This is a genomic window from Paraburkholderia terricola, assembly GCF_900142195.1.
GTDB classification, from domain to species: domain Bacteria; phylum Pseudomonadota; class Gammaproteobacteria; order Burkholderiales; family Burkholderiaceae; genus Paraburkholderia; species Paraburkholderia terricola.
In genome coordinates this window covers 248,212-272,194 of record NZ_FRAB01000004.1, presented here as the reverse complement: position 1 = coordinate 272,194, position 23,983 = coordinate 248,212, and the positions used below count along the sequence as shown (strand labels likewise).

General features: G+C 63.9%; 22 protein-coding genes, 1 tRNA gene and 1 pseudogene. 9 read left to right on the top strand and 15 right to left on the bottom strand.

The features are described from left to right. Positions 1 to 251 (bottom strand): annotated as a pseudogene (locus tag BUE39_RS05835) (IS3 family transposase); the annotation flags it as partial. Between the two features lie 143 nt (positions 252 to 394). Next, on the bottom strand, positions 395 to 1,393 hold the full coding sequence (gene argP, locus BUE39_RS05830) for an HTH-type transcriptional regulator ArgP (protein ID WP_084561360.1): 999 nt from the start codon (positions 1,391 to 1,393) through the stop codon (positions 395 to 397). Positions 1,394 to 2,136: 743 nt separating this feature from the next. Between argP and BUE39_RS05825 the strand changes: the two genes are divergently transcribed. Then, positions 2,137 to 2,223 (top strand) — tRNA-Leu (locus BUE39_RS05825). 167 nt (positions 2,224 to 2,390) lie between these two features. Here BUE39_RS05825 and BUE39_RS05820 read toward each other — a convergent pair. After that, a complete protein-coding gene (locus BUE39_RS05820) occupies positions 2,391 to 3,335 on the bottom strand; it encodes an AraC family transcriptional regulator (protein ID WP_073427683.1) in 945 nt (314 codons plus the stop codon). 185 nt (positions 3,336 to 3,520) lie between these two features. Here BUE39_RS05820 and BUE39_RS05815 point away from each other — a divergent pair, with 185 nt between their 5' ends. Together BUE39_RS05815 and BUE39_RS05810 are read left to right on the top strand one after the other, a co-directional pair. Then, positions 3,521 to 3,982, top strand: a complete 462-nt coding sequence (locus BUE39_RS05815; RefSeq protein ID WP_006046916.1) for a (2Fe-2S)-binding protein — start codon at positions 3,521 to 3,523, stop codon at positions 3,980 to 3,982. Between the two features lie 2 nt (positions 3,983 to 3,984). Continuing rightward, positions 3,985 to 6,195 (top strand): xanthine dehydrogenase family protein molybdopterin-binding subunit, encoded by a 2,211-nt coding sequence (locus BUE39_RS05810; RefSeq protein WP_073427682.1) that lies wholly within the window; start codon positions 3,985 to 3,987, stop codon positions 6,193 to 6,195. 124 nt (positions 6,196 to 6,319) lie between these two features. On the opposite strand, the gene BUE39_RS05805 is transcribed toward BUE39_RS05810, so the two are convergent. From BUE39_RS05805 to BUE39_RS05780, 6 genes are all read right to left on the bottom strand, one after another. Then, positions 6,320 to 7,012 (bottom strand): TetR/AcrR family transcriptional regulator, encoded by a 693-nt coding sequence (locus BUE39_RS05805; RefSeq protein WP_073427681.1) that lies wholly within the window; start codon positions 7,010 to 7,012, stop codon positions 6,320 to 6,322. Positions 7,013 to 7,185: 173 nt separating this feature from the next. Continuing rightward, entirely contained in the window at positions 7,186 to 8,655 is a 1,470-nt protein-coding gene (locus BUE39_RS05800) for an NAD-dependent succinate-semialdehyde dehydrogenase (protein WP_073427680.1), read from the bottom strand. An 11-nt stretch (positions 8,656 to 8,666) separates the two neighbouring features. Next, positions 8,667 to 9,677: a dihydrodipicolinate synthase family protein gene (locus BUE39_RS05795; RefSeq protein ID WP_073427679.1), complete on the bottom strand. Its 1,011-nt coding sequence runs from the start codon at positions 9,675 to 9,677 to the stop codon at positions 8,667 to 8,669. A 52-nt stretch (positions 9,678 to 9,729) separates the two neighbouring features. Continuing rightward, positions 9,730 to 10,734 carry an ornithine cyclodeaminase family protein gene (locus tag BUE39_RS05790; protein ID WP_073427716.1) on the bottom strand — a complete coding sequence of 335 codons (1,005 nt, stop codon included), beginning with the start codon at positions 10,732 to 10,734 and terminating at the stop codon, positions 9,730 to 9,732. Positions 10,735 to 10,838: 104 nt separating this feature from the next. Beyond that, on the bottom strand, positions 10,839 to 11,972 hold the full coding sequence (locus BUE39_RS05785; protein ID WP_073427678.1) for an FAD-dependent monooxygenase: 1,134 nt from the start codon (positions 11,970 to 11,972) through the stop codon (positions 10,839 to 10,841). 38 nt (positions 11,973 to 12,010) lie between these two features. Continuing rightward, complete coding sequence (locus BUE39_RS05780; RefSeq protein ID WP_073427677.1) at positions 12,011 to 13,009, bottom strand: fumarylacetoacetate hydrolase family protein; 999 nt, start codon at positions 13,007 to 13,009, stop codon at positions 12,011 to 12,013. Positions 13,010 to 13,258: 249 nt separating this feature from the next. On the opposite strand from BUE39_RS05780, the gene BUE39_RS05775 reads away from it, so the two are divergent. The 3 genes from BUE39_RS05775 (at position 13,259) to BUE39_RS05765 (ending at position 15,629) form a co-directional block, all read left to right on the top strand. Next, positions 13,259 to 14,209 carry a VOC family protein gene (locus BUE39_RS05775; RefSeq protein ID WP_073427676.1) on the top strand — a complete coding sequence of 317 codons (951 nt, stop codon included), beginning with the start codon at positions 13,259 to 13,261 and terminating at the stop codon, positions 14,207 to 14,209. A 24-nt stretch (positions 14,210 to 14,233) separates the two neighbouring features. Next, positions 14,234 to 14,602: a Rieske (2Fe-2S) protein gene (locus tag BUE39_RS05770; RefSeq protein ID WP_073427675.1), complete on the top strand. Its 369-nt coding sequence runs from the start codon at positions 14,234 to 14,236 to the stop codon at positions 14,600 to 14,602. A gap of 127 nt (positions 14,603 to 14,729) precedes the next feature. Continuing rightward, on the top strand, positions 14,730 to 15,629 hold the full coding sequence (locus BUE39_RS05765) for a SphA family protein (RefSeq protein ID WP_073427674.1): 900 nt from the start codon (positions 14,730 to 14,732) through the stop codon (positions 15,627 to 15,629). Positions 15,630 to 15,733: 104 nt separating this feature from the next. Here BUE39_RS05765 and BUE39_RS05760 read toward each other — a convergent pair whose 3' ends face one another. From BUE39_RS05760 to BUE39_RS05750, 3 genes are read right to left on the bottom strand one after another with little or no spacing between them, the layout of a single operon-like run. Then, positions 15,734 to 16,921, bottom strand: coding sequence for an MFS transporter (locus BUE39_RS05760; protein WP_073427673.1), 1,188 nt, complete (start codon positions 16,919 to 16,921; stop codon positions 15,734 to 15,736). Between the two features lie 3 nt (positions 16,922 to 16,924). Continuing rightward, positions 16,925 to 17,875 carry a PDR/VanB family oxidoreductase gene (locus tag BUE39_RS05755; protein WP_073427672.1) on the bottom strand — a complete coding sequence of 317 codons (951 nt, stop codon included), beginning with the start codon at positions 17,873 to 17,875 and terminating at the stop codon, positions 16,925 to 16,927. Next, positions 17,872 to 18,924 carry an aromatic ring-hydroxylating dioxygenase subunit alpha gene (locus BUE39_RS05750; protein WP_073427671.1) on the bottom strand — a complete coding sequence of 351 codons (1,053 nt, stop codon included), beginning with the start codon at positions 18,922 to 18,924 and terminating at the stop codon, positions 17,872 to 17,874. The genes BUE39_RS05755 and BUE39_RS05750 overlap by 4 nt, the downstream gene beginning before the upstream one ends. Positions 18,925 to 19,033: 109 nt before the next feature. Here BUE39_RS05750 and BUE39_RS05745 point away from each other — a divergent pair, with 109 nt between their 5' ends. Continuing rightward, entirely contained in the window at positions 19,034 to 19,966 is a 933-nt protein-coding gene (locus tag BUE39_RS05745; RefSeq protein WP_073427670.1) for a LysR family transcriptional regulator, read from the top strand. 2 nt (positions 19,967 to 19,968) lie between these two features. Here the strand turns inward: BUE39_RS05745 and BUE39_RS05740 are convergent, their stop codons facing one another. The 3 genes from BUE39_RS05740 to BUE39_RS05730 are packed head-to-tail and all read right to left on the bottom strand — an operon-like array spanning position 19,969 to position 22,290. Next, positions 19,969 to 20,445 carry a PaaI family thioesterase gene (locus BUE39_RS05740; protein WP_073427669.1) on the bottom strand — a complete coding sequence of 159 codons (477 nt, stop codon included), beginning with the start codon at positions 20,443 to 20,445 and terminating at the stop codon, positions 19,969 to 19,971. After that, positions 20,438 to 21,403 carry a fumarylacetoacetate hydrolase family protein gene (locus BUE39_RS05735; RefSeq protein WP_235004809.1) on the bottom strand — a complete coding sequence of 322 codons (966 nt, stop codon included), beginning with the start codon at positions 21,401 to 21,403 and terminating at the stop codon, positions 20,438 to 20,440. The genes BUE39_RS05740 and BUE39_RS05735 overlap by 8 nt, the downstream gene beginning before the upstream one ends. Before the next feature lie 26 nt (positions 21,404 to 21,429). Next, positions 21,430 to 22,290 (bottom strand): ABC transporter substrate-binding protein, encoded by an 861-nt coding sequence (locus tag BUE39_RS05730; RefSeq protein ID WP_073427667.1) that lies wholly within the window; start codon positions 22,288 to 22,290, stop codon positions 21,430 to 21,432. Between the two features lie 165 nt (positions 22,291 to 22,455). Between BUE39_RS05730 and BUE39_RS05725 the strand changes: the two genes are divergently transcribed. Then, complete coding sequence (locus tag BUE39_RS05725; RefSeq protein WP_073427666.1) at positions 22,456 to 23,025, top strand: cupin domain-containing protein; 570 nt, start codon at positions 22,456 to 22,458, stop codon at positions 23,023 to 23,025. Continuing rightward, on the top strand, positions 23,022 to 23,951 hold the full coding sequence (locus BUE39_RS05720; RefSeq protein WP_073427665.1) for a beta-keto acid cleavage family enzyme: 930 nt from the start codon (positions 23,022 to 23,024) through the stop codon (positions 23,949 to 23,951). Before BUE39_RS05725 ends, BUE39_RS05720 begins: the two co-directional genes overlap by 4 nt. The last annotated feature ends 32 nt before the right edge of the window (positions 23,952 to 23,983 follow it).

Genomic DNA, 23,983 nt, shown 5'->3' with positions numbered 1-23,983 from the left:
GTAGTAGCTGCTTCGCGGCACCTTCAGCAACCGGCACATCACGCTGACTGGCCAGGCCTTCTTCAGCGAACGGATCACCTCGAGGAGCGATCCAGTTCCTTGACGAAGAAGGCCGTGGACTTTTTTAGTATCTCGCGCTCCCTTTCGAGCTCGGTCACGCGCGCCTCCAGCTCCCGGATACGTCGCTGGTCAGCCTTCAGCTGTACCTCGGTGCGCGGAGGCTCAGCCTGCCCGGCCCGCCATTGCGCCAGCGTGCTGTACACGCTGGTCGGCATGCGGTAGAGCCGCATCGCCCGATGACCTGTCGGCTCGTGGTGTCGCCTGAGAGACCGCCCGTTCGCGCTGGAGGACATCCACCTGCCACGTGTTCCGGTAGACGTCTTTCCCTTCTCTCCTACGCAAGCGCCGTGTGCGCCTTGCGCACCGGGTTGAACCAGATTTCGGTCATGCCCCAACGCTTGCCGGTCTGCTCACCGGCTCCGTTGAAAATCGGCTGCGCTTCCATGTGCGCGACGACATCGATGGTGAGAAACAGCAGGCGCTTGAGCGCGGCATCGTCGTAGGCCGCAGCCTCGGGGTGTTCCCAATGATGCCAATACAGATCGACAGGAATCTTGTGATGAGGAGCCAGGGATACAAGATCACCTGAATTCAGCAGCGGCTGCGCCTGCAGCGATGGCACGAGCCCATAACCGACGCCGAACTGGATAGCAGCAAGCAATGCCGAAGGCGACGGAAAATAATGCGCGACGTAGCCTCTTACAGGAAAGCCCAGCAGGCGCTCAAGAAACAGCGCATGCAAGCCGTCCTTGCGATTAAACAGGACGGCCGGTACGGCAAGGATCGAGTGCAACGTTAGCCCCCGGGCAAAATGCATCTGGGCAAATGCCGGATCAGCGACGCATTCATACTCCATCGCGCCAATTGACTCTGCAACAAATCCAGTCGGCGCAGTGCTTTCCGTCGAGACGCAGCCCATGGCCTCCCCGCGAGCCAATATCGGCAATGTGTGATCCTGATCATCGACGATGAGTTCGAGTACAAAATCACTACTGGCGATAGCACAGCCAACAGGCTCGAACCACGTCGCCAAGGAGTCTGCATTGACCGCAATCGCGACTCTCGTACGCTCGCTCCCTTCCGGTTTGATTTGTTTGAGCGTATCCGTTTCGAGCGCCCTGATCACCTGTATGTGCCTCAAGAGTGCTTCGCCCGCAGGCGTGGGCGCCGCACCATCGCGCACCAGCAAGGGCACCCCGAGAGATTCCTCCAATGCATTAATTCGCTGGGACACTGCTCCGCGGGTAATATTCAGCAATCTTGCGGCATGCCCGAAATGCCGCAACTCCACGACGACGGCGAAAGTCTCTAACTGCTGACGGTCAAACCCCATACAGCCTGCTGCCGGTAAGCGTTGCCCACCGCGACTCCGTTGCCCACTATCGGCCTCTTTATTCTGGCACCAGCAACGGCAATCTGCAGACGAATCTCTCTTGCCCATTTCGAAGCTGCATAAAAGCGACACGCTGCCTCCCGACCAATCAAGCCGAACTTACGAGGTTTTCGCGCACATAAGTGCGTATATCGCGCGGCCGGGGATAAATTTATTCGCAATTCCATGGATATATTACATATAATATTCTAAACCACTCTTGGTCGAACACGAAATTCTCGTCGACGGCGCTCGAACCGGTAGGGGCGACATCCCTTGATTCGTCGAACACCCCGGGCGAGAGTGAAGCATCGCGTGCGGCGGTGCCAGCGAAACAGACGTGTAGCGTAAAGCTTACGTGTTCGGCATAGAGTCTGAACAAGGAACAATGCATAGGGATATCCGGTGGAATCCAATGGGTTTGCGTATACACATACGTATACATCACGCAAGCAGATACATTTTTTTATTTATAATCAATCTGTTGAAAACGGTATTCGAGTCCTCTCTTGGCACCAGATTCAAAGTAAAGCCGCCTGGCATTTTTAGGCGGCTTTACTTTTTGTGTGAGACGCTTGAAGCATCGCTTCGCGGCACGAGCCGTTGCCCGATCCGATCGGGGTGATTGACGAAGCAAGTTGTTTGTTGGCGGGGATTGACACGCTGCATCATCCCGATAAAATAGCTGTCTAGCTTGAAAACGTGCCCAGGTGGCGGAATTGGTAGACGCACTAGGTTCAGGTCCTAGCGGTGGCAACACCGTGGAGGTTCGAGTCCTCTCCTGGGCACCAACAGTTGTTACGGCGTAAGCCGATATAGTTTGCGAAGTAGATCGAGAAACCCCGTAAGACCACAGTCTTACGGGGTTTTTTGTTGGCCTGTCGCTTCTTGCGTTTCTCGCCCGCTTCTCACGCGTTTCTCGCGGACGGAAACGGGCTCGCTTCATCGAAGCGCGGCTTTACTCTCCGTACCCCACGCCGTTACGGCGCCTTAACTGCACCACATCGCGAAGCGGCGGCGCCCCGAACAGCCGGCTATATTCGCGGCTGAACTGGGAAGGGCTGTCATACCCGACCTTGATCGCCACCGACCCGACATCCCCGTTCTGCCCCAGTAACAATCTCCGGGCCTCGTGCAGCCGCAGTTGCTTCTGATACTGCAGCGGACTCAGCGTCGTGACGTTCTTGAAGTGATGATGGAACGACGACACGCTCATATTCACTTCCTGCGCCAGCATCTCCACCCGCAAAAGCTCGGTGTAGTGATTCTGGATCCATTCGATCGCGCGCACGATCCGGTACGTCTGACTCCCGTTCACGGCGATGTGCCGCAGCCGCTTGCCCTGCTCGCTCGTCATCAGCCGGTAGAGCAATTCCTTTTCGATGAGCGGCGCGAGAACCGGTATGTCATCCGGAGTATCGAGCAAGCGCACGAGCCGCAGCGCCGCATCGAAGACCGGCGCCGACAACGAGCCCACGGCAATGCCCTCGCCCGCCGACACGGCGCCCGGTTCCGGCAGACGCAGTTGCGTCGCCAGTTCGGCGATGCACTGCGGATCGAGCGCGAGCTTCACGCACAGGTAAGGCGCGTCGGACGACGCTCGCGTGACCCGCGACGTCATCGGCAGATCGACGGACGTCACGAGGCAATGCAGATGATCGTAGTCGTAAGCCTGCCCCGCGACCACGACCCGCTTGGCGCCTTGCGCCGCGAACACGAACGCCGAGCTCGCCACGCCGCAGCCGAGATCGACGGGCGCCGAGTATCGGTAGAAGGCCAGCGAGGGAATCGCCGTCTGATGCGCGCCGTCCGTTGGCGCGAAGCGGCTGACGAGCGCGGCGAGTTCGCGGCGAGCCGTTTCGCGCGCCTCGGCGGGATCGAGCCAGGAAGAATTCTGTTTCATACGCATGAACTCCGTTGACGGGATCGAGCATACCCAGGCGCCTGCCGCGCAGCCACGGCTGGGCCGCTCGATTTGCAGCATTGTTCAATATTTTTGCAGGATCGTGTAAGCACAACGGCGCGTGCTCGGTCACACTGCCGCGTACACCCGGCGCCAAGTTCGGGCTTTCCCCACGGAGAGGTTCCATGTCCACATCGTTTGTCCTGAACGGCAAGAACGTTACGCTCGATGCCGATCCCACTACCCCGCTTCTCTGGGCGATCCGCGAGAACGCGGGCCTGCACGGCACGAAGTTCGGCTGCGGCATGGCGCAATGCGGCGCCTGCACGGTTCATCTGGAAGGCGAAGCCACCCGTTCGTGCGTGCTGCCGCTCGCCGCCGTCGCGGGCAAGCGCATCACCACCATCGAAGGCATCGAAAGCCGGCCCGCCAAAGCCATCCAGGCCGCATGGGTCAAGCTGCAGGTGCCGCAGTGCGGTTACTGTCAGTCCGGGCAGATCATGTCCGCGACCGCCTTGCTCGAACGCAACGCCACGCCTACCGACGCCGACATCGACGCCGCGATGAACGGCAATCTGTGCCGCTGCGCGACCTACGCCCGCATCCGCGCGGCCATTCACGAAGCCGCCGCCACCCTGAAGGCCTGACCATGACCACCGATCTCGATCTCACGGACGCCGTGCGCCCGTCGCGCCGGACCTTCCTGAAAGCAGCCGGCGCGGTCGCGGCGGTCGGCCTTACCATCGGCTTCGAGTGGGCGGGCACGGGCCGCCGCGCGCTCGCCGCCACGACGCCCGGGGCGGCGTTCGCACCCAACGCCTTCCTGCGCGTCGCGCCGGACAACAGCGTGACGGTCATCGCGAAACACGTCGAGATGGGCCAGGGCGCGTACACCGGCATCGCGACGATCGTCGCCGAGGAACTGGATGCGAACTGGCAGGACGTGCGTGTCGAAAGCGCGCCCGCCGACGCCAAGCGCTACGCGAATCTCGCGTTCGGCACAATGCAGGGCACGGGCGGCAGTTCGGCGATGTCCAACTCGTGGATGCAACTGCGCGAGGCCGGCGCGAAAGCGCGCGCGATGCTGGTCTCCGCCGCCGCCGCGCAGTGGCGGGTGCCCGCGTCCGAATTGACGACCCGCGACGGCAGCGTTCATCACGCGGCCACGAACCGGAGCGCGACCTACGGCTCGCTCGCGTCGGCCGCGGCGCGGCTACCAGTGCCCGACAAGGTCACGCTGAAATCGCCGAAGGATTTTCGTCTGATCGGTCACCAGGTGCCGCGCGTCGACGTCCCGCCGAAAACCGACGGCACCGCGCAGTTCACGCTCGACGTGACGTTTCCCGGCATGCTGGTCGCGTTGCTGCAGCGTCCGCCGCTGTTCGGCGCAACGGTCAAGTCGTTCGATGCGTCGGCTGCCAAAGCGGTGCCGGGCGTGGTCTCGGTCGTGCAGGTGCCGGGCGGCGTCGCGGTGGTCGCCAAGGGCTTCTGGGCGGCCAAGCAGGGCCGCGACGCGCTGAAGATCGAATGGGACGATTCGAAGGCCGAGAAGCGCAGCTCGGACGCGATCATGGCCGAATACCGGCAACTCGCGGAGCAACCCGGCGCATCCGCCCGCAAGGACGGCGACGCCGCACAGGCGCTCGCCGGCGCGGCGAAGAAGATCTCCGCCACCTATTCATTCCCCTATCTCGCTCACGCGCCGATGGAGCCGCTCGACGCCGTCGTCAAGCTCACCGCCGACAGTTGCGAGATCTGGGCCGGCGACCAGTTCCAGACCGTCGACCAGGGCAATGCCGCGCACACGGCCGGGCTCGACCCGCAGCAGGTGAAGATCCACACGCTGTATGCGGGCGGCAGCTTCGGGCGGCGCGCGAACGCGCGCTCGGACTATATCGTCGAGGCCGTCTCGATCGCCAAGGCGCTGGGCGCGAACGGCACGCCCGTCAAGCTGCAGTGGACCCGCGAGGACGACATCCACGGCGGCCTGTACCGGCCGATGTACTTCCACAAGCTCGACGCGGGCCTGAGCGCGGACGGCAAGCTGGTCGGCTGGCGGCACCGGATCGTCGGCCAGTCGATTCTCGCGGGCACGCCGTTCGCGAGCTTCATGGTCAAGAACGGGATCGACGCGACGTCCGTCGAGGGCGCCGCCAACATGGCCTACGCGGTTCCGAACATCTCGGTCGAACTGACGACCACGCAGACCGGCGTGCCGGTGCTGTGGTGGCGGGTGGTCGGCAGCTCGCACACGGCATTCGCGGTCGAGGCGTTCATCGACGAAGCCGCGCACGCCGCGGGCAAGGACCCGTTCGCGTTCCGCCGCGATCTGCTCGCGCACGAACCGCGCATGCGGGCCGTGCTCGAACTCGCCGCCCGGAAAGCGGGCTGGGACCCGGCCAAACCGTTGCCGAAAGGCCGCGGGCGCGGCATCGCGGTGGCCGAGGCGTTCAAGACGTTCGTCGCGCAGGTCGCGGAAGTTTCCGTCGACAAGGACGGTAACGTGAAGGTGGAGCGCGTCGTGTGCGCGGTGGATTGCGGCACGCCGATCAATCCCGACGTCATCGCCGCCCAGATGGAAGGCGGGATCGGCTTCGGTCTCGGCGCGGTGTTGCATAGCGCGATCACGCTGAAGGACGGCAAGGTCGAGCAGAACAATTTCGACGGCTACCAGGTGCTGCGAATCGCCGAGATGCCCAAGGTCGAGGTGCATATCGTGCCGTCGGGCGAGGCGCCCACGGGTGTCGGCGAGCCGGGTGTCGCGCCGGTCGGGCCGGCGGTCGCGAACGCGATTTTCGCGGCCACGGGCAAACGGCTTCACAGCTTGCCGTTTCCGGCCGTTGCGGAAAAAAGCGCCTGACGGTCGCTTGTTCGAAACCGTTCGACAAGCGCCGCTCCCTGCCGGGAGCGGCGTTTTTTTTGCTTGATGGGCGGACCGGCGAACCGAAGCGGGTCACAAGCGCGTGGCGCTCACACGCCACGCCTCAGCGTGCGGCACCCGCCGTCTTTTTCGTGGGCGCTTTCCGCTTCATCTGCTCACGCAGTTGCACCACGTCCGGCACGTCGACGCCCAGCAACGTGTAGACGTAACTGATGTGCTCCTGCGCGAAATGGTCGTCGAGCGGACCGTTTCCGACCAGCAGGCGCATGTAGACCGGCGCATACAGAATCTCGCTCAGCGTCTCGATGTTCGGCGGCACGGGAATGCGCGCGCAACCGCGCCACTGCTCGAGCATTTCGCGAACGAGCGCCCGACGCCCATAGTGAAACCGCTCGCGGAATTCGCGCAGCACAGCCGGATCGGCCTGACCTTCCGCGATGATTTGCGCGACGATCCTGCCGGACCACCCGGCGTATTCGTGAATCAGCGAAACAAGATGCGCCGCAATGGCCTCGCCGGGCGGCAAGTTCCGCGGCATCGGCGTCTTGACGAGGTGGTGCTCGATGAACGCATCGATCACGACGAGCGCCTTCGAATTCCACCAGCGGTAGATCGTCGCCTTGCCGACACCGGCCTCCTTGGCGATAGCCTCGATGGAGATCGACTGAATCGTGCGCGTCTCGAGCAGACGAACCGTCGCCGCAAGAATCTGCGTACGCGTTTCCTCGCTGCGCGGTCGGCCGACGCCTCGTGCGGTGAAGGATGCGGTAACGGGAGGCTGAGCGTTTGTCTTCATTGGCGTAACGGAAAGTCGGTTGGCAAGATCGCCTCGATGTGCCGCGAGCGCGGACCGCGCAACACGCAATTATAAGACACATCGTATCCTATTTGCCTGTCCAACTCGAAGAAGCACGCCAGCCGCGGCGTTCCCGCCTGGACGGCAATGCCTACCGACGCGATCCACCGCCGTCAAAGCCCGCCGAGCGCCACATACTTGATTTCAAGGTAATCATCGACGCCATACTTCGAGCCCTCGCGACCCAGACCCGAGTGCTTGACGCCGCCGAACGGCGCAACCTCCGTCGAGATCAAGCCCTCGTTGACGCCGACCATGCCGAACTCGAGTCGATCGACGACACGGAAAATGCGCCCCACGTCGCGTGCGAACACATAGGAGGCGAGACCGAACGGCGTGTCGTTGGCTAGCGCGATTGCCTCGTCTTCCGTGTCGAAGCGAAACAGCGGTGCGACCGGTCCGAAGGTTTCCTCGTTGAAAATCGCGGCCTCGCGAGACACGTCGGCCAACACCGTCGGTTCGAAGAAGCAGCCGCCGAGCGCGTGGCGCTTGCCACCTGTCAGCACACGAGCGCCTTTGCGCAGCGCGTCCGAAATATGCTCCTCGACCTTGCGAACGGCGTCCTCGTTGATGAGCGGCCCCTGCACCACACCCTCGTGCATGCCGTTGCCCACGCGGAGGGCGGCGGTGGCTTCGGCCAGCTTCCTCGCGAAACGGTCGTAGACGCCCGACTGCACGAGTATGCGATTGGCCGCGACGCAAGCCTGCCCCGCGTTGCGGTACTTCGCGGCGAGCGCGCCTTTTACCGCTGCATCCACGTCCGCATCGTCGAACACGATAAGCGGAGCGTTGCCGCCTAGTTCCATGCTGGTTTTCTTGATGGTCGGCGCGCACTGCGCGAGCAGTTGCGCGCCGACTTCCGTCGAACCGGTGAACGAAAGCTTGCGGACCACCGCGCTGGCAGTGAGCTCCCCGCCAATGGCGCGAGCCGAGCCGGTGACGACATTGCAAACGCCCGGCGGCAGACCGGCGCGCTCGGCAAGCACCGCCAATGCGAGCGCGGACAGCGGCGTCTGACTCGCCGGCTTGATCACTCCGGCGCAACCGACGGCCCACGCCGGGCCTGCCTTGCGGGTAATCATCGCGGAAGGAAAATTCCACGGCGTGATCGCCGCGAATACACCGATCGGCTCCTTTTGCACGAGGATGCGACGACCGTCGACATTGCGCGGAATGATGTCGCCATAGACGCGCTTCGCTTCCTCCGAGAACCACTCGATAAAACCCGCGGCATACAGGATTTCGCCACGCGATTCGACGAGCGGCTTGCCCTGCTCCGCGGTCATGATGACAGCGAGATCGTCGATGTGCGCCAGCATCAGGTCGTATAGCGTGCGCAATACCTTGGCGCGCTCCTTGGGCAACGCCTTGCGCCACACCCGCATCGCGCGCTCGGCTGCGGCGATTGCCCGGCGGGTCTCGTTCGCGCCGCCATTCGGCACGCGCGCGACCCGTTCGCCGGTCGCCGGATTGCGCACTTCCAGCGTCTCGCCACTGTCGGCGGGCACCCATTCGCCGTCAATCAGCATGGCCTGCCTCAGCAGGCCGGGGTCCTTCAAAGGTAGCGCGATGAATTCACTCATGTCGGTCGGTCTCACACGGGATGGCGGCCGACGAAGAAGGCCTCGTCGGGATCGCTCGTCGGATTCAGGCCCGCTGCTTCGAGGCCCTTGCGCAAGACGGTCATGTCGCGCTGGTACACGCGCTGGGTCGGATGCGGCATCGGGCCGCCGTTGTAGCCTTGCAACCAGGCCTGGTATTTCCACAACATCCGGTTGAGCAGACCGTTGGCCGCGATCGGCAGGCTGGCGAACGCCTTGCGCGCCGGGTCCATCTTGTACCAGAGCTGCGTGGCCTGATCGTATTCGCCCGCACGGATCAGCTTGTGAATCCTTGGCAGCAGCGGCCCGTAATAGGCCGAATAATTCGTGCCGCAAAACGGGATGTCCATCACCTGCGCGAGCGGTACGTACTCGTATTCCAGCGGAGACGAAATCACGACTTCCTCGTGGAATTCGCGGTGCACCTCGATTGCCGACATGATGTAGGGCAGGCCGCCCTCGGCCTTGATCGCGACCACGTTGGGAATTTCATCCACCATGCGGCGCAGCACCGGCAGCGGAATATCGGCGGGATGCAAACGCGAAAAGCCCCACGCCGGCAGCGGGAACACCATCACGCCGAGATTCGTCGCGGCGCAGATCGCCTTCGTGTACTCGAACACTTCGTCGTAGGACTTCGGATAGAAGTACGGCGGATAGCCGAGCAGCACCAGGTCGGCGCCGCCCGCCTCCGCCAGTCTGATCGCCTCGATGTTGTCTTCCAGCGTATTGAACACCGCGTGATGCACGATCACGAGGCGGCCCGCGGCCTGGTCGGCCATGATGGCGCAGAACTCGCCGTACTGCGCCTGCGTGATCGCCACTTCCGAGCACGAAAGCGAGCCGACGAAGCCGTGCTCGATCGCCAGTTCGACATCGTGGCGGACGGCTTTTTCGTTGATGCGCCTGAAGTCCGATGTTATCGTCGGAATGGTCACGTTGGCGACGCCAACGAGATGCTCACGCGCCCATTCGCGCGCTTCGTTTCGGGTGTAGCGGGCCATCCTGTGCTCCTTTTTTGCGTTGCTATTGAATGCCGCGTGTCCTGGTGTGCGCTTAGCGCTTGGTTTCGAATTCGATCGGCAGCGGCGTCGCGAGGCCGGCCGCAATTGCCTTGTCGAGGATGAGTTCCGCCACCACGATGTCCTGCAGCCCGCCGCCCACCGACTTGTACATCCGGGTGCGGGCGTCTTTCAGGCGCTCGTCGATTGCTCCGCTCATCAGATCTGTCAGGCTGAACGACTTGTCGCGAAACGCGATGCCGGCTTCGTGGGCGGCAAGCATGTCGCCGGTTTCTTCCAGGACTTCCTCGAGCGTGTCGCACACGATGATGTCGCTGCGAGCGACGACCGAGACATCGATCTCGCGCTGCTCGGGAATGGTCGAGCCGATCGATGCGACGGTCGCGCCGGCCTCGAGCCAGTCGCCGAAAAGAATCGGCTGTTCGCCCCTCGCGCGCGCCGCGGCGAGCACGATCCCGGCGCCGTCTACCGCTTCTTGCGCCGACGCCACGCCGCGCGCGGGCACGCCGAGATCGCGTGTCACAGCTTGCGCGAACGCGGCGCGCCGCTCGGGTGTCGGGCTGAATACGACGACCTCGCTCAGATCCCGCACGCTGGCGATGGCACGGGTATGCATCGTCGCTTCGAGGCCGCTGCCGAGCACGGCGAGGCGCGCGGCGCCGCGAGGCGCCAGCCGGTCGAGTGCGGCAGCCGAGGTGGCGGCCGTGCGATAGCCGGTAACCAGATTGCCGTCGACAAACGCGGCGATGCGGCTAGTCTCCCGGTCGAACAGGACGATCACGTATTCGACGCCGGGCGCGGCCGCGTCCATCGCCATGCCCATGATCTTGGCGCCGTAGTAGCGGCCGCCCACCGGCACGGCCGGCAGCGTGCGCAGCCAGGTCTTGCCGGCGGCCGCCACGGTGCGCGGCGGGGCGGATTTCGGCGGAACCGGCCGCGCATAGGCCGACTGCAGCGCGCGTATCGCATCCGTCCAGTCGAAGACGGCCTTGGCGGTGTCGCTGGAGACGAATACCGGAGCAAACGAGGTGACGGTCATGGCAAACAATAAAGAGTGATTTGAAAGAACCGGGCCCGCCGGCAGCACGCGTCGATGCGTCCTTGCGCCGAGCCAATGCCCGCTCCGGAATCGAGGCTCCGCGCTTAGAACGGCTGGGCGAGCACGCCATATCCTTCGAACAGAAGCTCGACGGCACGCCGTCCGTCCGCGTGCGGGTCCTGCTCCGCCTGGCAGATGGCCAGCGAAATGTCGAACACCCGCTTCACCCGCTCGCCACGACGCTGCCCATAGGCGACGAGTGCATCGTCGATACTTGTGCGCTGGCTCAGTTCCTCGATCAGCACGACCGCGTCCTCGATCGCCATGCCGCCGCCGGACGTCAACTGCGGTGTGACCGAATGCGCGGCATCCCCCACCAGTACGACTCGCCCCCGATGCCACGGCTGCGGCATGAACAGGATGTCGAACGGACGGTAACTGATGTAGCGCGTGCCATCGCAACGCCCGATCGCCGCGAGAAGATCGGGCGCCGAAAAACCCTCCAGACGCTCCCTGAACATCTCGCTCAGCCTGTCTTGCGGCATATGCGCGTGGACCTTGGCGTTCTCGAGGAAGAAGTAGTAGCAAAGCTTGTCGGAGAGCGGCAGGCCACCCACCGCGCGGCCGTCCCGGTGCTTGTACAGCACGAGCCCGTCGAACTCCGCGGGACGCTCCACCGTGAAGCGCCACGCGCCTTGTCCCGCATAAGCCGGCTGATACTCGCCGCCGAATACTTTGCAACGCGTCTTTGAATACGTTCCGTCCGCGGCGACCAGCAGATCGCAGCGCCCCGTTTCACCCGTCGACAGTCGATATGAGACGCCGTTGCCGTCCTGCTCGATATCCTCGACGGTCGTGCGATAGTCGATCCGGGCACCGCTCGCGAGCGCCTGCCCTTCGAGCACCTCCGCCAGCTTCGGCCGCATGATGCCGATCGCGCCGGGGGCGTCCGGCCTGAAGATGCGCGGCGGGCGCCGCTCGTTCACGATCTCGCCCGCGTCGTTGCGCACACTGACCGTGTCCCATCCCGAGCCCGCCGCCATGCAGCTGTCGGCGAGCCCCACGCGATCCAGTGCGCGCAACGCGTTGCCAAGCAGGGAAATGCCGGTTCCCTGCTGATCCATCCGGTGGCCGCTCTCCACGACCCTCGCGTCCATACCGGCGCGCGCGAGTCCGTGAGCGAGCGTCATGCCACTGATCCCTCCGCCGACGACAAGCACCTTGTGCTGCGAAGCCATGACTGTGTCTCCTTGAAATTTGTTTTAGTCGCGTCAACTCACATGAACGGAGCGCGCTCCTGCGGCCACCACAATCCCGGTTGCGGCTGGCCCATCCGGTTGCGCAGAATGCCCACGCCGCCCACTTCGAGTTCCACCACGTCGCCGGGCTGAAGCCTGCGATCGAGTTCGAGCGCGGAGCCGCCGCCCATCGTGCCCGAGCCGATCACGTCGCCGGGCTCCAGCACTTCGCCCAGGCTCGCCCACGCGATCAGTTCGTCGACGCTCCAGAGCTTGTTCGCGCTCGTGCCCTTGCCCCAGGTCTCGCCGTTGACGCGCACTTCCATGGGAATGGCGTCGAGGTCGGCGAATTCGTCGATCGTCGTGATCCACGGCCCCACTCCATAGGCGAAGTCCTTGCACTTGGTCGGCCCCATTTGAATGGGCATTTCGATCGACTGGCGATCGCGGGCACTGAAGTCGTTGAACACCGTGATGCCGAAGAGATAGGGACGCGCCTGTTCCGGCCTCAGATTACCGCCGCGCCGGCCGATGATGTAGCCGAGTTCCAGTTCGTAATCCATATGCCCGATATAGCCCGGCCACGGCACCTCCGCATCATGACCGATGACGGTATGCGGCGTCCCCTTGAAATAGCCCGGCACCTTCAGCAGGCTCTCATGCGGCTCGTGCCCGATCTTCTCGTGAAAGCCCTTGATGTGTCCGATGAACGTCAAGCCGTCGCGGACAACGGAGGGATCGGTGGCAGGCAGCCACTTCGCCTCTGCGATCGGGATCGACGCTTCGTCCGGGCGCTCCTTGTCCGCGCGGCGGGCAGCGTCGAGAAACCGCTCGCCGAGGCCGATCGCCGCCGACATGCTGCCGGGAAAGAGCGCCTCCGACAGCCGGCGCGCCGATTCTCCCGTCGCGCCCTGTTTCTCCAGCGCCAGCACGGACGCGCGCTTCAGATCGATGACGCGCCCTTCTTCCGGCAATACCAGCACCAGACGGGCGACATCCCCATCCGGACCGTTCACAGCGATGCGACCCAGCTTCATTGTTCGGCTCCAGTTTCTGGATACGGCGGCTATGCCGGCCTTCCCGGTCCAACCCCACGCATCCTCGTTAGTGACCGTTTCATTATATATACGATACGATGCGTATCGTAAGCGAGGGTTTTTCCTCATGCTGAAAAACCATGTGGAAACCCGAACGCCTCTTGCGTTATTCGAAGCAAGCGGAATATTATGATCCGCACCGTATCGTATTAACCGACATCACCTTTCTCTTTCGACAGGACGCTTAAAGTGAGAATCCTTGGACCTGACACACTCGTTTTCGGCGTCGACGACGTCGCAAGCTGCGCGAGCTTTCTCGCCGACTACGGACTGACGCCGCAAGGCGATGGCGCGTTCGAGGCGCTCGACGGAACGGGCGTCGTGATTCGCCACAAGGACGACCCCGCGCTGCCGAAGTGGACGCTGCCGACGAGCAATCAGCTACGCAAAACGATCTACGGTGTGGAGGATCGAGCCGCACTCGACGAAATCGCGCACGAGTTGGCCAGGGACCGCGAAGTCAAGTTTCTGGCGGACGGCTCGATCGAAGCGACCGACGACTCGGGATTCCTCCTCGGGTTTCAACTCTCCGTGCGTCGAACGCCAACGCTCGCGGCCGAGCAGATCAACGCGCCCGGCGATGCGCAGCGCGCACTGAACGTCACCGGTTCGCCGGCGAACCGCGACGAACCGCCGCCGCTTCCGAGGACGCTTTCGCACGTCGTCTACTTCGTGCCCGACACGGACAAGGCCGAGGCGTTTTATGTGAACCGGCTCGGCTTCCGGGTCAACGACCGCTTCACCGGAATGGGCCCGTTCCTGCGCCCGCGGGGTACCCTCGATCACCACACGTTGTTCTTCATCCAGACGCCGCCGGCCATGCAGGGTTGCGAACATTTCACGTTCCACATGGGCGGTCCGTCGGAGGTGCTGCGAGCAGGCCACGCGTTCGCGGCCAAGGGTTACGAATCGTTCTGGGGACCGGGCCGTCACCGGTTCGGCTCGAACTGGTTCTGGTACTTCAATAGCCCGCTGGGTTGCCATATCGAATACGACGCCGACATGGATCAGCTCGACGACTCCTGGGTTCCGCGTGTCGCCCCCGCCATCGCGGAGAACTCGCAGGAATTTCTCTTCCAGTTGCGCGAGACGTGGGCGCCCGGAGGGCCGCCCCCGACACAATCCCGAACAGAGTCCTGAAAGCAATCCTGAACGCACGTCGCCATGCCGGATTCGGGCACTGCCCAATGGGTCCGCCTGTGCGAGTTGAACGCGCTTGCGCCGACTGGCGCACGCGGATTCGACTTGCAAGGACGCGGCGTCGACGACCTCTTCGTCGTGCGCCGGCACGCGCTCCTGCGCGGCTACATCAATTCGTGTCCGCATTGGCCCGGGGCTTCTCTGCCGTGGCGAAAGCACGCCTATCTCGACCAGGGTGCGAACCACATCGTTTGCCACGGCCACGGTGCGAAATTCACGCTTGATGACGGCCTGTGCGTATCGGGGCCCTGCGCGGGCCAGCACCTCCAGGCGGTCGCCTTGAGGATTGAAGAAGGCAGGTACGTCAGCGCGCTCTTGCCGATGCCGCGTTGACAAACGCACCGGCGACCCTCGCGAAACGTCGTCCGGTATCGCTGACTGCACGCCAACGAGAGCGTGTTCGTCGCGCAATAACTTCGCGGCACAAATCAAAATCCTTATAAATACAGGAGACACGGCAATGAAACGATACAAACTTTACGGCGTCGCGTGCGCCGCGCTGGGTCTCGCCCAGAGCCCCGCATTCGCGCTCGAAAACGGCACGAGCAGCTATCCGTCTGGGATCATGACCGTGATGAGCGGACTGCTTGGCGGCCCCGGAACCTATCTCTACACCTACAACAAATTCGAGAACATAACGTCGCTACGCGACGGCGGCGGCAACAGCAATCCGCAAGGCGCCAATGGCGGGCTGCAGGCCCATTCGCTGCGAGCGGTTCATGTGTTCGAAACGCCGACCATTCTGGGCGGCACCATCGCCGTCCAGGCTGCGCTTCCCTATGTGGACGGCACCTTGCACCTGCCGTCGTTTGGAATCTCCGGCGGCGGGCGTGGATTCGCCGATCCGCTGTTTGGCATGCTCGTCGGCTGGCAATCGCCGCACTATCTGCAGACCGTCGAACTCGACGTCGTCGCCCCGTGGGGTTCATACGACAAGAGCCGTCTGTTCAATCCGGGAAGCAATGTCACGAGTTTCTATCTCGCCTATGCGTTTACCTGGATGCCGCTCCAGCAGATCGAGCTCAGCTCCAAGATCAATCTGAGTTATAGCAGCGTGAATTCGGCGACGCACTATCAGTCGGGCGTTCAGCTTACCGCTGACTACGGCCTCAATTACCACATCAATCAGAACTGGCTCGTCGGTGTCGGCGGATACGTGAATACCCAGCTCAACGACGACAAGATCAACGGCCAGTCCGCGTTCGGCGACGGACATCGCACCAACGAGTTGACGCTGGGACCGCAGGTCGGCTACGGCACGCAGAAATGGGGCGCCGTGCTTCACTGGCAGCATCAGATCTACGCGCGCAATGCCGCCTACGGCAATACGTTGTGGCTCAACGCGTACGTCAAGTTCTAGCGGCATGAAGTCGGGCGTTGCGGCTGCATCGCCCGATTTTTGTGCTGCTCGCGTCTCGCTTCTTTCCTGCATCAAGGCGCCGCCACCGCATTGCAACCGCCCGCTTATTCCGGGACCCGCGACGTTTGCGGCGCACGCCTGGGCGCCGACAGATGCGCGAAGAGGAGCGCAAGGACGAGCAGCCCCACCGCGCAGACAGCGAACAGGATGCGTACCGAAGCATGAGCGAGCGACCGCGCACCCAATGCGATTCCGAACGACTGCCCCAGAAAGAGCACGCACGAAAACAGCGAAACGGCCGTGCCTCTCGCCTGCGGGGCCATCTGCGCGGCATGGTTCTGCAAGACGTTGTGAAGGGCGTAAAAACCGAATCCGGCGAGCATGCAGGCTGGGACGGATAGCCACCAGAACGGCGAGACCGCAAGCGCGACCAGCGAGATTGCGAGCAGCAGCCCGCCCACTCGCGCAAGCCGCGCATCCCTGAAACGCCGTATCGCGTGCTTCGAGCTCAGACTGAAGAGCAGCCCTCCCACGCCGTAGCTCGATGCGATCAATCCCGCCGTGGACGAAGACAGCCCAAACGACGTGCTGAGGTAGGTCGGCAAGAATGCCAATGCGCTGTACGCAAAGGCGCCTTCAACGAAGGTCACCAGCAAGACGATGCGAACCCGGCTTGCGCCGAGCATCCCGATCGTCCGGCGCGCGAACGCCGGTTGCTTCGCCGGGGTGTCTCGCGCGATCGGCGGCGACACGCTTCGCACCGCCAGCCAGCCGAGCGCGAACACCGCCGCGATCGACGCGAACGGAGTCCGCCACCCCCATGAGGAAGCCAGCGCCGCGCCGCCCCATTGCCCCGCGATCATGCCGAGCACGGTAGCGCCGAGCAGACGCGCGAGCGCCGCCTGGCGCTCGCCGTCCGCGCTGTGATCGCCGATCCACGCCATCGTCAACGGAACGATGCCTGCCGCCGCCGCACCCGAAAAAAACCGCGCCGCGAGCAGTTCGTCCAGGTTGCCGGCAAGGCACGCGCCAAGGTTGCCGAGTGCGCAAACAACCGCCGCGAGCGCGATCACGCGCATTTTTCCGAGCCGGTCGCCGAGCGGCCCCGAGCCTAGCTGACAGATTCCGTAGGCAAGCGCGAACGACGCTATGGTCTGCGCGGCGCGATCGGCGCCGACCGCGAACGCCGTCGCAAGAACGGGCAGCATCGAATCGCACATGCGCATGGAGGCCATGCTGCCAAAGCAGCAGATATAAAGCGGCCATTGCGCGTTATCGCGGGTTCCGGTCATGGCTCAGAGATCGATCACCAGCTCCTCGGTCGTCGCTCTCGACACGCAAATCATGAGCGACTTGCCCTCGCGCTGCTCCTCGGCGCTCAGTACATAGTCGCGATGATCGACCTTCCCCGACACGATCGCCGTCTCGCAACTCCTGCAAAGCCCTTCCCGGCAGGAAAACGCAGGCGTCAGACCATGCCGTTCGAGGCAATCGAGAATCGATTCGTCGGGCTCTACCGTGTACCGCGCGCCGCTCCGCGCGAGAGTGACGGTAAACAGCTTCTCGCCGCCGCGCTCCCGCTCGTCCGTTGAAGCCGCGAATCGCTCGAAATGAACGCGATTCGCACCGATGCCCAGGTCGCGAGCGCGCGCCGCGACTGCGTCCATGAGCCCGCCCGGTCCGCAACAGTACACATGCTCGGCGGGTTTCACGCCAGCGAGCATGCCGCTCACGTCGTGCGGCAACGCTGCCTCGTCGTCGGCATGGAGACGAATGTCACCGCCCAGCGCGAGCAACTCGTCCAGGAACCCCGCGTGTGCTCTCGAGCGTACGCAGTAGCTCAATTGCCACGGCAGCGCATGACGCTCACACCAGCGGATCATGCTGAGGATCGGCGTGATGCCAATGCCGCCGGCGATGAAGCGATGACAGGTCGCTTCGGCCGAGAGCGCAAAGAGCGAGCGCGGCTCACTGATGCGCAGCGTGTCGCCGGCCCGCAGCGCATCGTGCAGGTAAGCCGATCCGCCCCGCGACGCCGCACTTCGGCTGACGCCGAGGCGGTAGCGTGTCGGATCGATCGGGTCATTGCACAGCGAATACTGACGCACGAGCCCCTCGCGCAAGTGAACGTCGACGTGCGCCCCCGGATCGAATGCCGGCAGGTTCGTCCCATCCGGTCTGCGCAATTCGATGTCGAGTATGCCCTCGGCCGCACGCGCGATTTTCTCGACGACGACTTCGATCACGACGTGACCTCGCTCTTCCGCGCCGCTGCGGCGCCTTCTTCCTCGATCCGTTTGTTCACGGCCCAGCGAAACTGCGAGAGGGCCGCGTCGATGCCGAACGCCATCATCCTGAAGCCGGGATCGAGCGTGAGATTCCGATGCTGAGCCGTCACGATGTCGCGGTCCTCGTCGAAGGCGTCGACCACCGCCTGATGAATCGAACGCGTCACGTCGGGCTGATCGAGCGAGAAATTGTGCGGATGAGCAAAGAAATAGTGCGTCGAGTTTTCGGTTTCAGGCGTCAGGGCCTGGCAACCGCGAAACTCGACCGCGCCGACACGAACGCCCTTGGGCGCACCGGTACCCGTGGGCGCCATGCCCGAATCCATGCGCAGAACCGCCGGCACCGTGAAGTCGTAGATGTTCCAGCGGTCGACCTTGCCCGGCCACGCCCGGACCGCTTTGGCGAACGGCGGCGGCTCGGTGTCGAGTGTCCACCGCGTGATGCGCACACCGTCTTCGAGTCGCTCGACTTTCGGCTGGCTGGCGGCGTAGTCCTCGCCTCCGCCCAGCGTGGTTGGATGAACGAATGGGAGATGCGAAAAGTCCAGCAGGTTGTCGCAGATGAGCAGGTAGTTGACGTCGTAGTGAATGTAGCCGGGCAGCGAGCGCCATGCTGGATCGTCGACCCAATGCGTGTCGGGAATCGTGGCCGGATCGGCCAGCGCGGGATCGCCCATCCAGATCCAGATCCAGCGGTAACGCTCCACGACCGGAAACTGCCTGACCCTGGCCTGCGGCGGAATTCTCTCCTGGGCCGGAGCTTCGACACAGGCTCCGTTGCTGTCGAATTTGAGGCCGTGATACATGCAACGAACGCAATCGCCTTCACGCCGGCCGACCGACAACGGCGCGCCGCGATGACAGCAGCGATCCATCAGCGCGACGACCTCGCCGCCTTCCTTCCGATACAGCAGAACGGGCGTGCCGATGATGGTGCGCGAGAACAGTTCTGCGCCCTCGACCTCATGCGACCAGGCGGCCACATACCAGGTGTTCCTGATGAACATCGCTTGTCTCCTGATTCGTTATAGCGCGTCTTGTTCAACGCTTGACGCCACGATAGGTTTGCCCGGATCATGCGTCAACCTAATGGGACTAATTCCCTGAATGCACGCCATGCATATCCGCGACCTCGATCTCAACCTGTTGGTGCTGTTCGACGCCCTGCTGAGGGAGCGCAGCGTCACGCGCGCCGCCGCCGAAGTCGGGCTGTCGCAAGGCGCGATGAGTCACGGGCTCAACCGGCTCAGAACGTTTTTCGAAGACCCGTTATTCATCAAGACGTCGGCCGGCATGCAGCCGACTGAGAAAGGCTTGCTGCTCGGCGCGACGATTACCGAGGTCATGACGGCGTTGAGGCAGCGCGTCGTTTCGCAGGCGCACTTCGATCCGGCCAGCGCTCGCCGCACGTTCGTGCTCAGCATGACCGACATGGGCGAACTGGTTTTTCTGCCGCCGCTGATCCGCCGCTTGCGCAAGATTGCGCCTAACTGTGCGGTGCGGTCCGTGCAGGTGCCGCTCGAACAGATCGAGGCGACGCTCGCGGCCGGCGAGGCGGATCTCGCGCTCGGCTCCGTGCGCGCGGCGCCCGATGGACTATTCCAGCAACGCCTGTTCTTGCACACCTTCGTCACGATGGTCAGCGTGCGCAACAAGGCGGTCGGCAAAACGATCAGCCGCGCGCAGTTCGAGCGCATGCCCCAGATCGTCGTCTCGCTGACCGGCCGGGCGAGCGCTGCCTACGACAGCGCATTCGACGAATACGGCATCAAGCGCAACGTCTATCTGACCACGCCGCACTTTCTGGTCGTGCCGCATCTGATCGACGCGCAGCCGGATCTGATCGCCACGGTGCCGCTCGAACTCGGCAACGTGTTCGCGCGGCTCGGCACGATCAGGATGGTGCCGCCGCCGGTGTCGTTGCCGCCGTTCGCCCTCCGCCAGCATTGGCACCCGCGATTCCACGACGATCCCGCCAACATCTGGCTACGCCATCTCATCAAGGAAACGTTCGACCGCTATCCGGATATCGCGGACGACGAGGCCTGAAGTCAGCCCCGCACATCGAACACCGCAAACGGCGCGGTGGCGCTTGCGACGCGGCGCGTTCCCGTCGCATCGTAAAGGTCGGCTTCCACGAACGAGACGCGCCCGCCCAGACGTTTGACGCGGGCGTCGGCGATAAAGTCGCCCACGTATCCCGGCTCGATCATGTCGACCGTGAGACTGATCGTTGCGCACGTGCGGCCGTGCGGCAGCCTGGCGAGCAGCGCTAGGGCCATCGCGAGATCGAGCATCGAGGCGAGCGTTCCGCCCGATACCACGCCATTGCCTTGCACCGAGTGGTCCGGCGCGGTGAAGCGGAGCGACAGCCCCTCCGCGCTGCCCGCCAGCAAGGTGGCGCGCAGCGAGGTCAACGCGGGATTCATGTCGAGCGTGACGTTGCTCGCTTGCGCGGACAGAAGCTCGTGAAGCAAGGCGCGATCGGGATTGTCTCGACGTAGCGTCGGTTCGATCACGTCAGCCATGTCGTTGCGCGACGCACACTTGTCGTTGACGGCCCAGTCCCTCGATCTCGGCTTCCATCACATCGCCGTCGCGCAGGAAACGGTTGTAGTGCGTGCCGTTGCCGGCCGGCGAGCCGGTGCAGATGACGTCGCCGGGCAACAGCCGCGAATAGCGCGAAATGTATTCGATCTGCCGCTCGATACCGAACAGCATGTCGGCGGTCGTCTCGTCCTGCATGACTTGCCCCGACACCGTGAGCCGCATTCGCAGACGATGCGGGTCGGGAACGAATGCCTTGGGCACCAGATACGGTCCGAGCGGCAGAAAGCCCGGCTGTCCCTTCGAGCGCAGCCAGTCGGTGCCCAGCATCTTGTAGTCGGTGCGTGGAATCAGATCACGCGCGGAGATGTCGTTGGCGATGGTGTAACCCGCCACGTGGTCCAACGCCTGCTCGCGGGGAATCCGATAGCCGCCGCGACCGATGACGACGGCCAGCTCCAGCTCCCAGTCGGGCTTCACTGTCGTGACCGGCAGCACCAGCGGATCGAACGCCCCCGAGACCGCGGAGACCGGCTTCGTGAATGCGTAAGGCTCGCCGTTCGCGAGCCGCTCATCCATCATGGCTTCCGCCCAGCGCCGAAGGCCAGCCTCGTCGAGTCCTTCTGGACCGACCTTCGCATCCACCGTCAGATCGACCACATGCTTGCGGTAATTCGCGCCCGTGCAAAAAATCTGACGCGGCAGATCGATGGCCGGGTGAGCCTGCAAATCGGACAACGCATGCCAGCGGCCCTCTTCCGCCGAGACCTGCGCGGCGAGGCGGCCCAATGCGGGCTCGCTCGCCGGCCAGGCGTCGAGAAGCGCGAGCACGCCGGGCGCGTTTGCCAGATCGCGTTCGCCATGACGCGCTGCCAGTTCGGCAAGCGAAGCCACGCGATCATTCACGACGAAGCCCACAAAGCGGGCAGCGTCCCCCACCGAAAACGTTCCGAGCGCGTATCGCTTCACTTCTGTCCCCCCATGTATTGCTCGACCATCGAATCGTCGACGATGGTCGAATAGTCATTGTCCGCACCCACCAGACCGAGCGAGCGACGGTGCGCGACGAGTAGCGCGACGCCCTCTGCCGATGGACGCAGCGAATCCGGGTTCTGCGCGATCATCGCGGCGGCAACCGCGTCCGGAAAACCGGCCGCCAGCACTGCCTGCCTCGCAAATTCCGCGCGCTCGCCAACGCGCCGGCGAGCGCGTTCCAGCGCTCGCAGCCACGCGGCGACCCTGGCGTTCGCCGCGCCGCCCCGGCGCACGACGACGCCCTGCCCGGGAAAATCGGCGTACGTGTCCTGCACGCTCGCGATACAGGCAAGCCCCGCCGCTTGCGCCATCGAATCGAATGGCGGCCCTAGCAAGGTTGCGTCGCCCTGTCCCGCCACGAGCGCGTCGAAGCGCTCCTTGACGCCGCCCGCAGGCGTCAGGCGCACCGCATCGGACGGCACGCCCGCATCGCGCAGCATGGCCCTGAGCGCAACGACGAAGCCGTTGTCCGGCGCATCGACGAGCAGGTTCGCACCGTGCAGATCCCGCAGATTGCGCAGTTGCGGCCTCGCGAGCACCGTCAACGGCGTGGTTCGCTCGATCTGCGCGACGACGCGAAAGTCTCGCGGACCCACGCGGCCGTTCCAGCCGATGACGTTGTCCATCGAAGTCACGACCGCATCCACGCTTCCGGCCACGAGCGCGTCGAATTGCTCATCCGACGAACGGTTGCGATCGGCGTGAACCGCGATGGCCAGCTCGTCGCGACTCGCGACAAGCGCAAGCAGCGGCGGCACGAACCACATCACGCGAATTTTCTCTGTCTCCATGAATCCCGGCTGTTGTCATTTGATTGCCCCCATTACAAAACGGACCGTTCATATTTGTCAAGCTCAAACCTAGCCAAAAACCGCTAACCATCCCTAATCATTTTCCCTATTGACAGGCAACTCCGACTCATTAACGATACGATACGACTCGTTAATGGAGAGAACATGGAGACGCTGGTCAACAATCAGGGCTTGCAGCAGCAGGCGGACACGGACACGTATTGCCCGGTCAGGCGGATCGTCACGGGCACCAATACGCGGGGCCAGTCCTGCTTCGTGTCGGATGGACCGACGCCGAACCGGACGAACCGGCCGGGGCTGCCGCTTGCGCACGTCGTGTGGGCAACCGGCGAAGCGCGCGCACCCGGCGACGATCCCGCGCCGGCCGGTCGCGCGTTCGCGTTCCATTCGAAGGGCGGCTCGTTGCTACGCGTCGTCGATTTTCCGCCTGACAACAACTACGACGAAGCGCAGCTCAAGCAATTCCTCGACGACAGCGGCGTGCGCGGCAAATCCGACGCACGGCATTTCTGGTTTCACAAGACGGAGTCGCTCGACTACGCAATCGTGCTCGAAGGCGAAATCTGGGCGCTGCTCGACGAAGGCGAAACGCTCATGCGCGCTGGAGACGTGCTGATCCAGCGCGCGACCAGTCACAGTTGGGCGAACCGCTCGGACAAGCCGTGCCGGATGGCGTTCGTGCTGCTCGATCTCGTCGAAGGAGAGCCGCTGTGAGCAAGGCGATCATTACCTGCGCGGTGACGGGTGGCGCTCATACACCCTCCATGTCGCGGTTTCTGCCGGTCACGCCGGAGCAGATCGCAGCCGAATCCATCGCGGCCGCCGAGGCCGGCGCCTCGATCATTCATCTGCATGCCCGCGATCCCGAGGACGGCCGCCCCTCCGGCGACCCTGAAATCTTCAGGCGCTTCGTCACGGCCATCAAGTCCTCGACGAACGCCGTCATCAACATTTCGACGGGCGGCGGCGGTCCGAACATGCCCATCGAGGAGCGCACGGCGGCAGGCCGGGCGCTCAAGCCCGAGATGTGCTCGCTCAACATGGGCTCGCTCAACCTCGTGCTGTCGGAGATGGCCGAACGCGAGCGCGAATGGCGGCATGACTGGGAAGTGCCGTTCCTGAAGGGCACGCGCGGGCTGATCTTCCGCAATACCTACGACGACATCGCGTGGATTCTCGAGCATGTCGGAAAAGCCGGCGGCACGCGCTTTGAATTCGAGTGCTACGACGTCGGCCATCTGTACACGCTGCAGTACTTCCTGGAAAAGGGTCTCGTGAAGCCGCCGCTTTTCGTGCAGACCGTGTTCGGCCTGCGCGGCGCGATGGGCGCCCACGCCGAGGACCTGCTGCATCAGAAGCGCACCGCCGACCGGCTGTTCGGCAACGACTACCACTGGTCCGTGCTGGCGGCCGGCAAGCATCAGATGCCTGTCGCGACGATGGCGAGCCTGATGGGCGGCAACGTCCGGGTCGGCCTCGAAGACAGCCTGTATATCGGCCGCGGCGAGCTGGCTCGAAGCAACGCCGACCAGGTGCGCAAGATTCGCCGGATTCTCGGCGAACTGGGCATCGAGATCGCCTCGCCGGACGAAGCGAGACGGATGCTCGATCTGAAGGGCCACGACCAGGTGGCCTTCTAGCCATACCGGACAGGGATCGCCCCCCGGTCGCT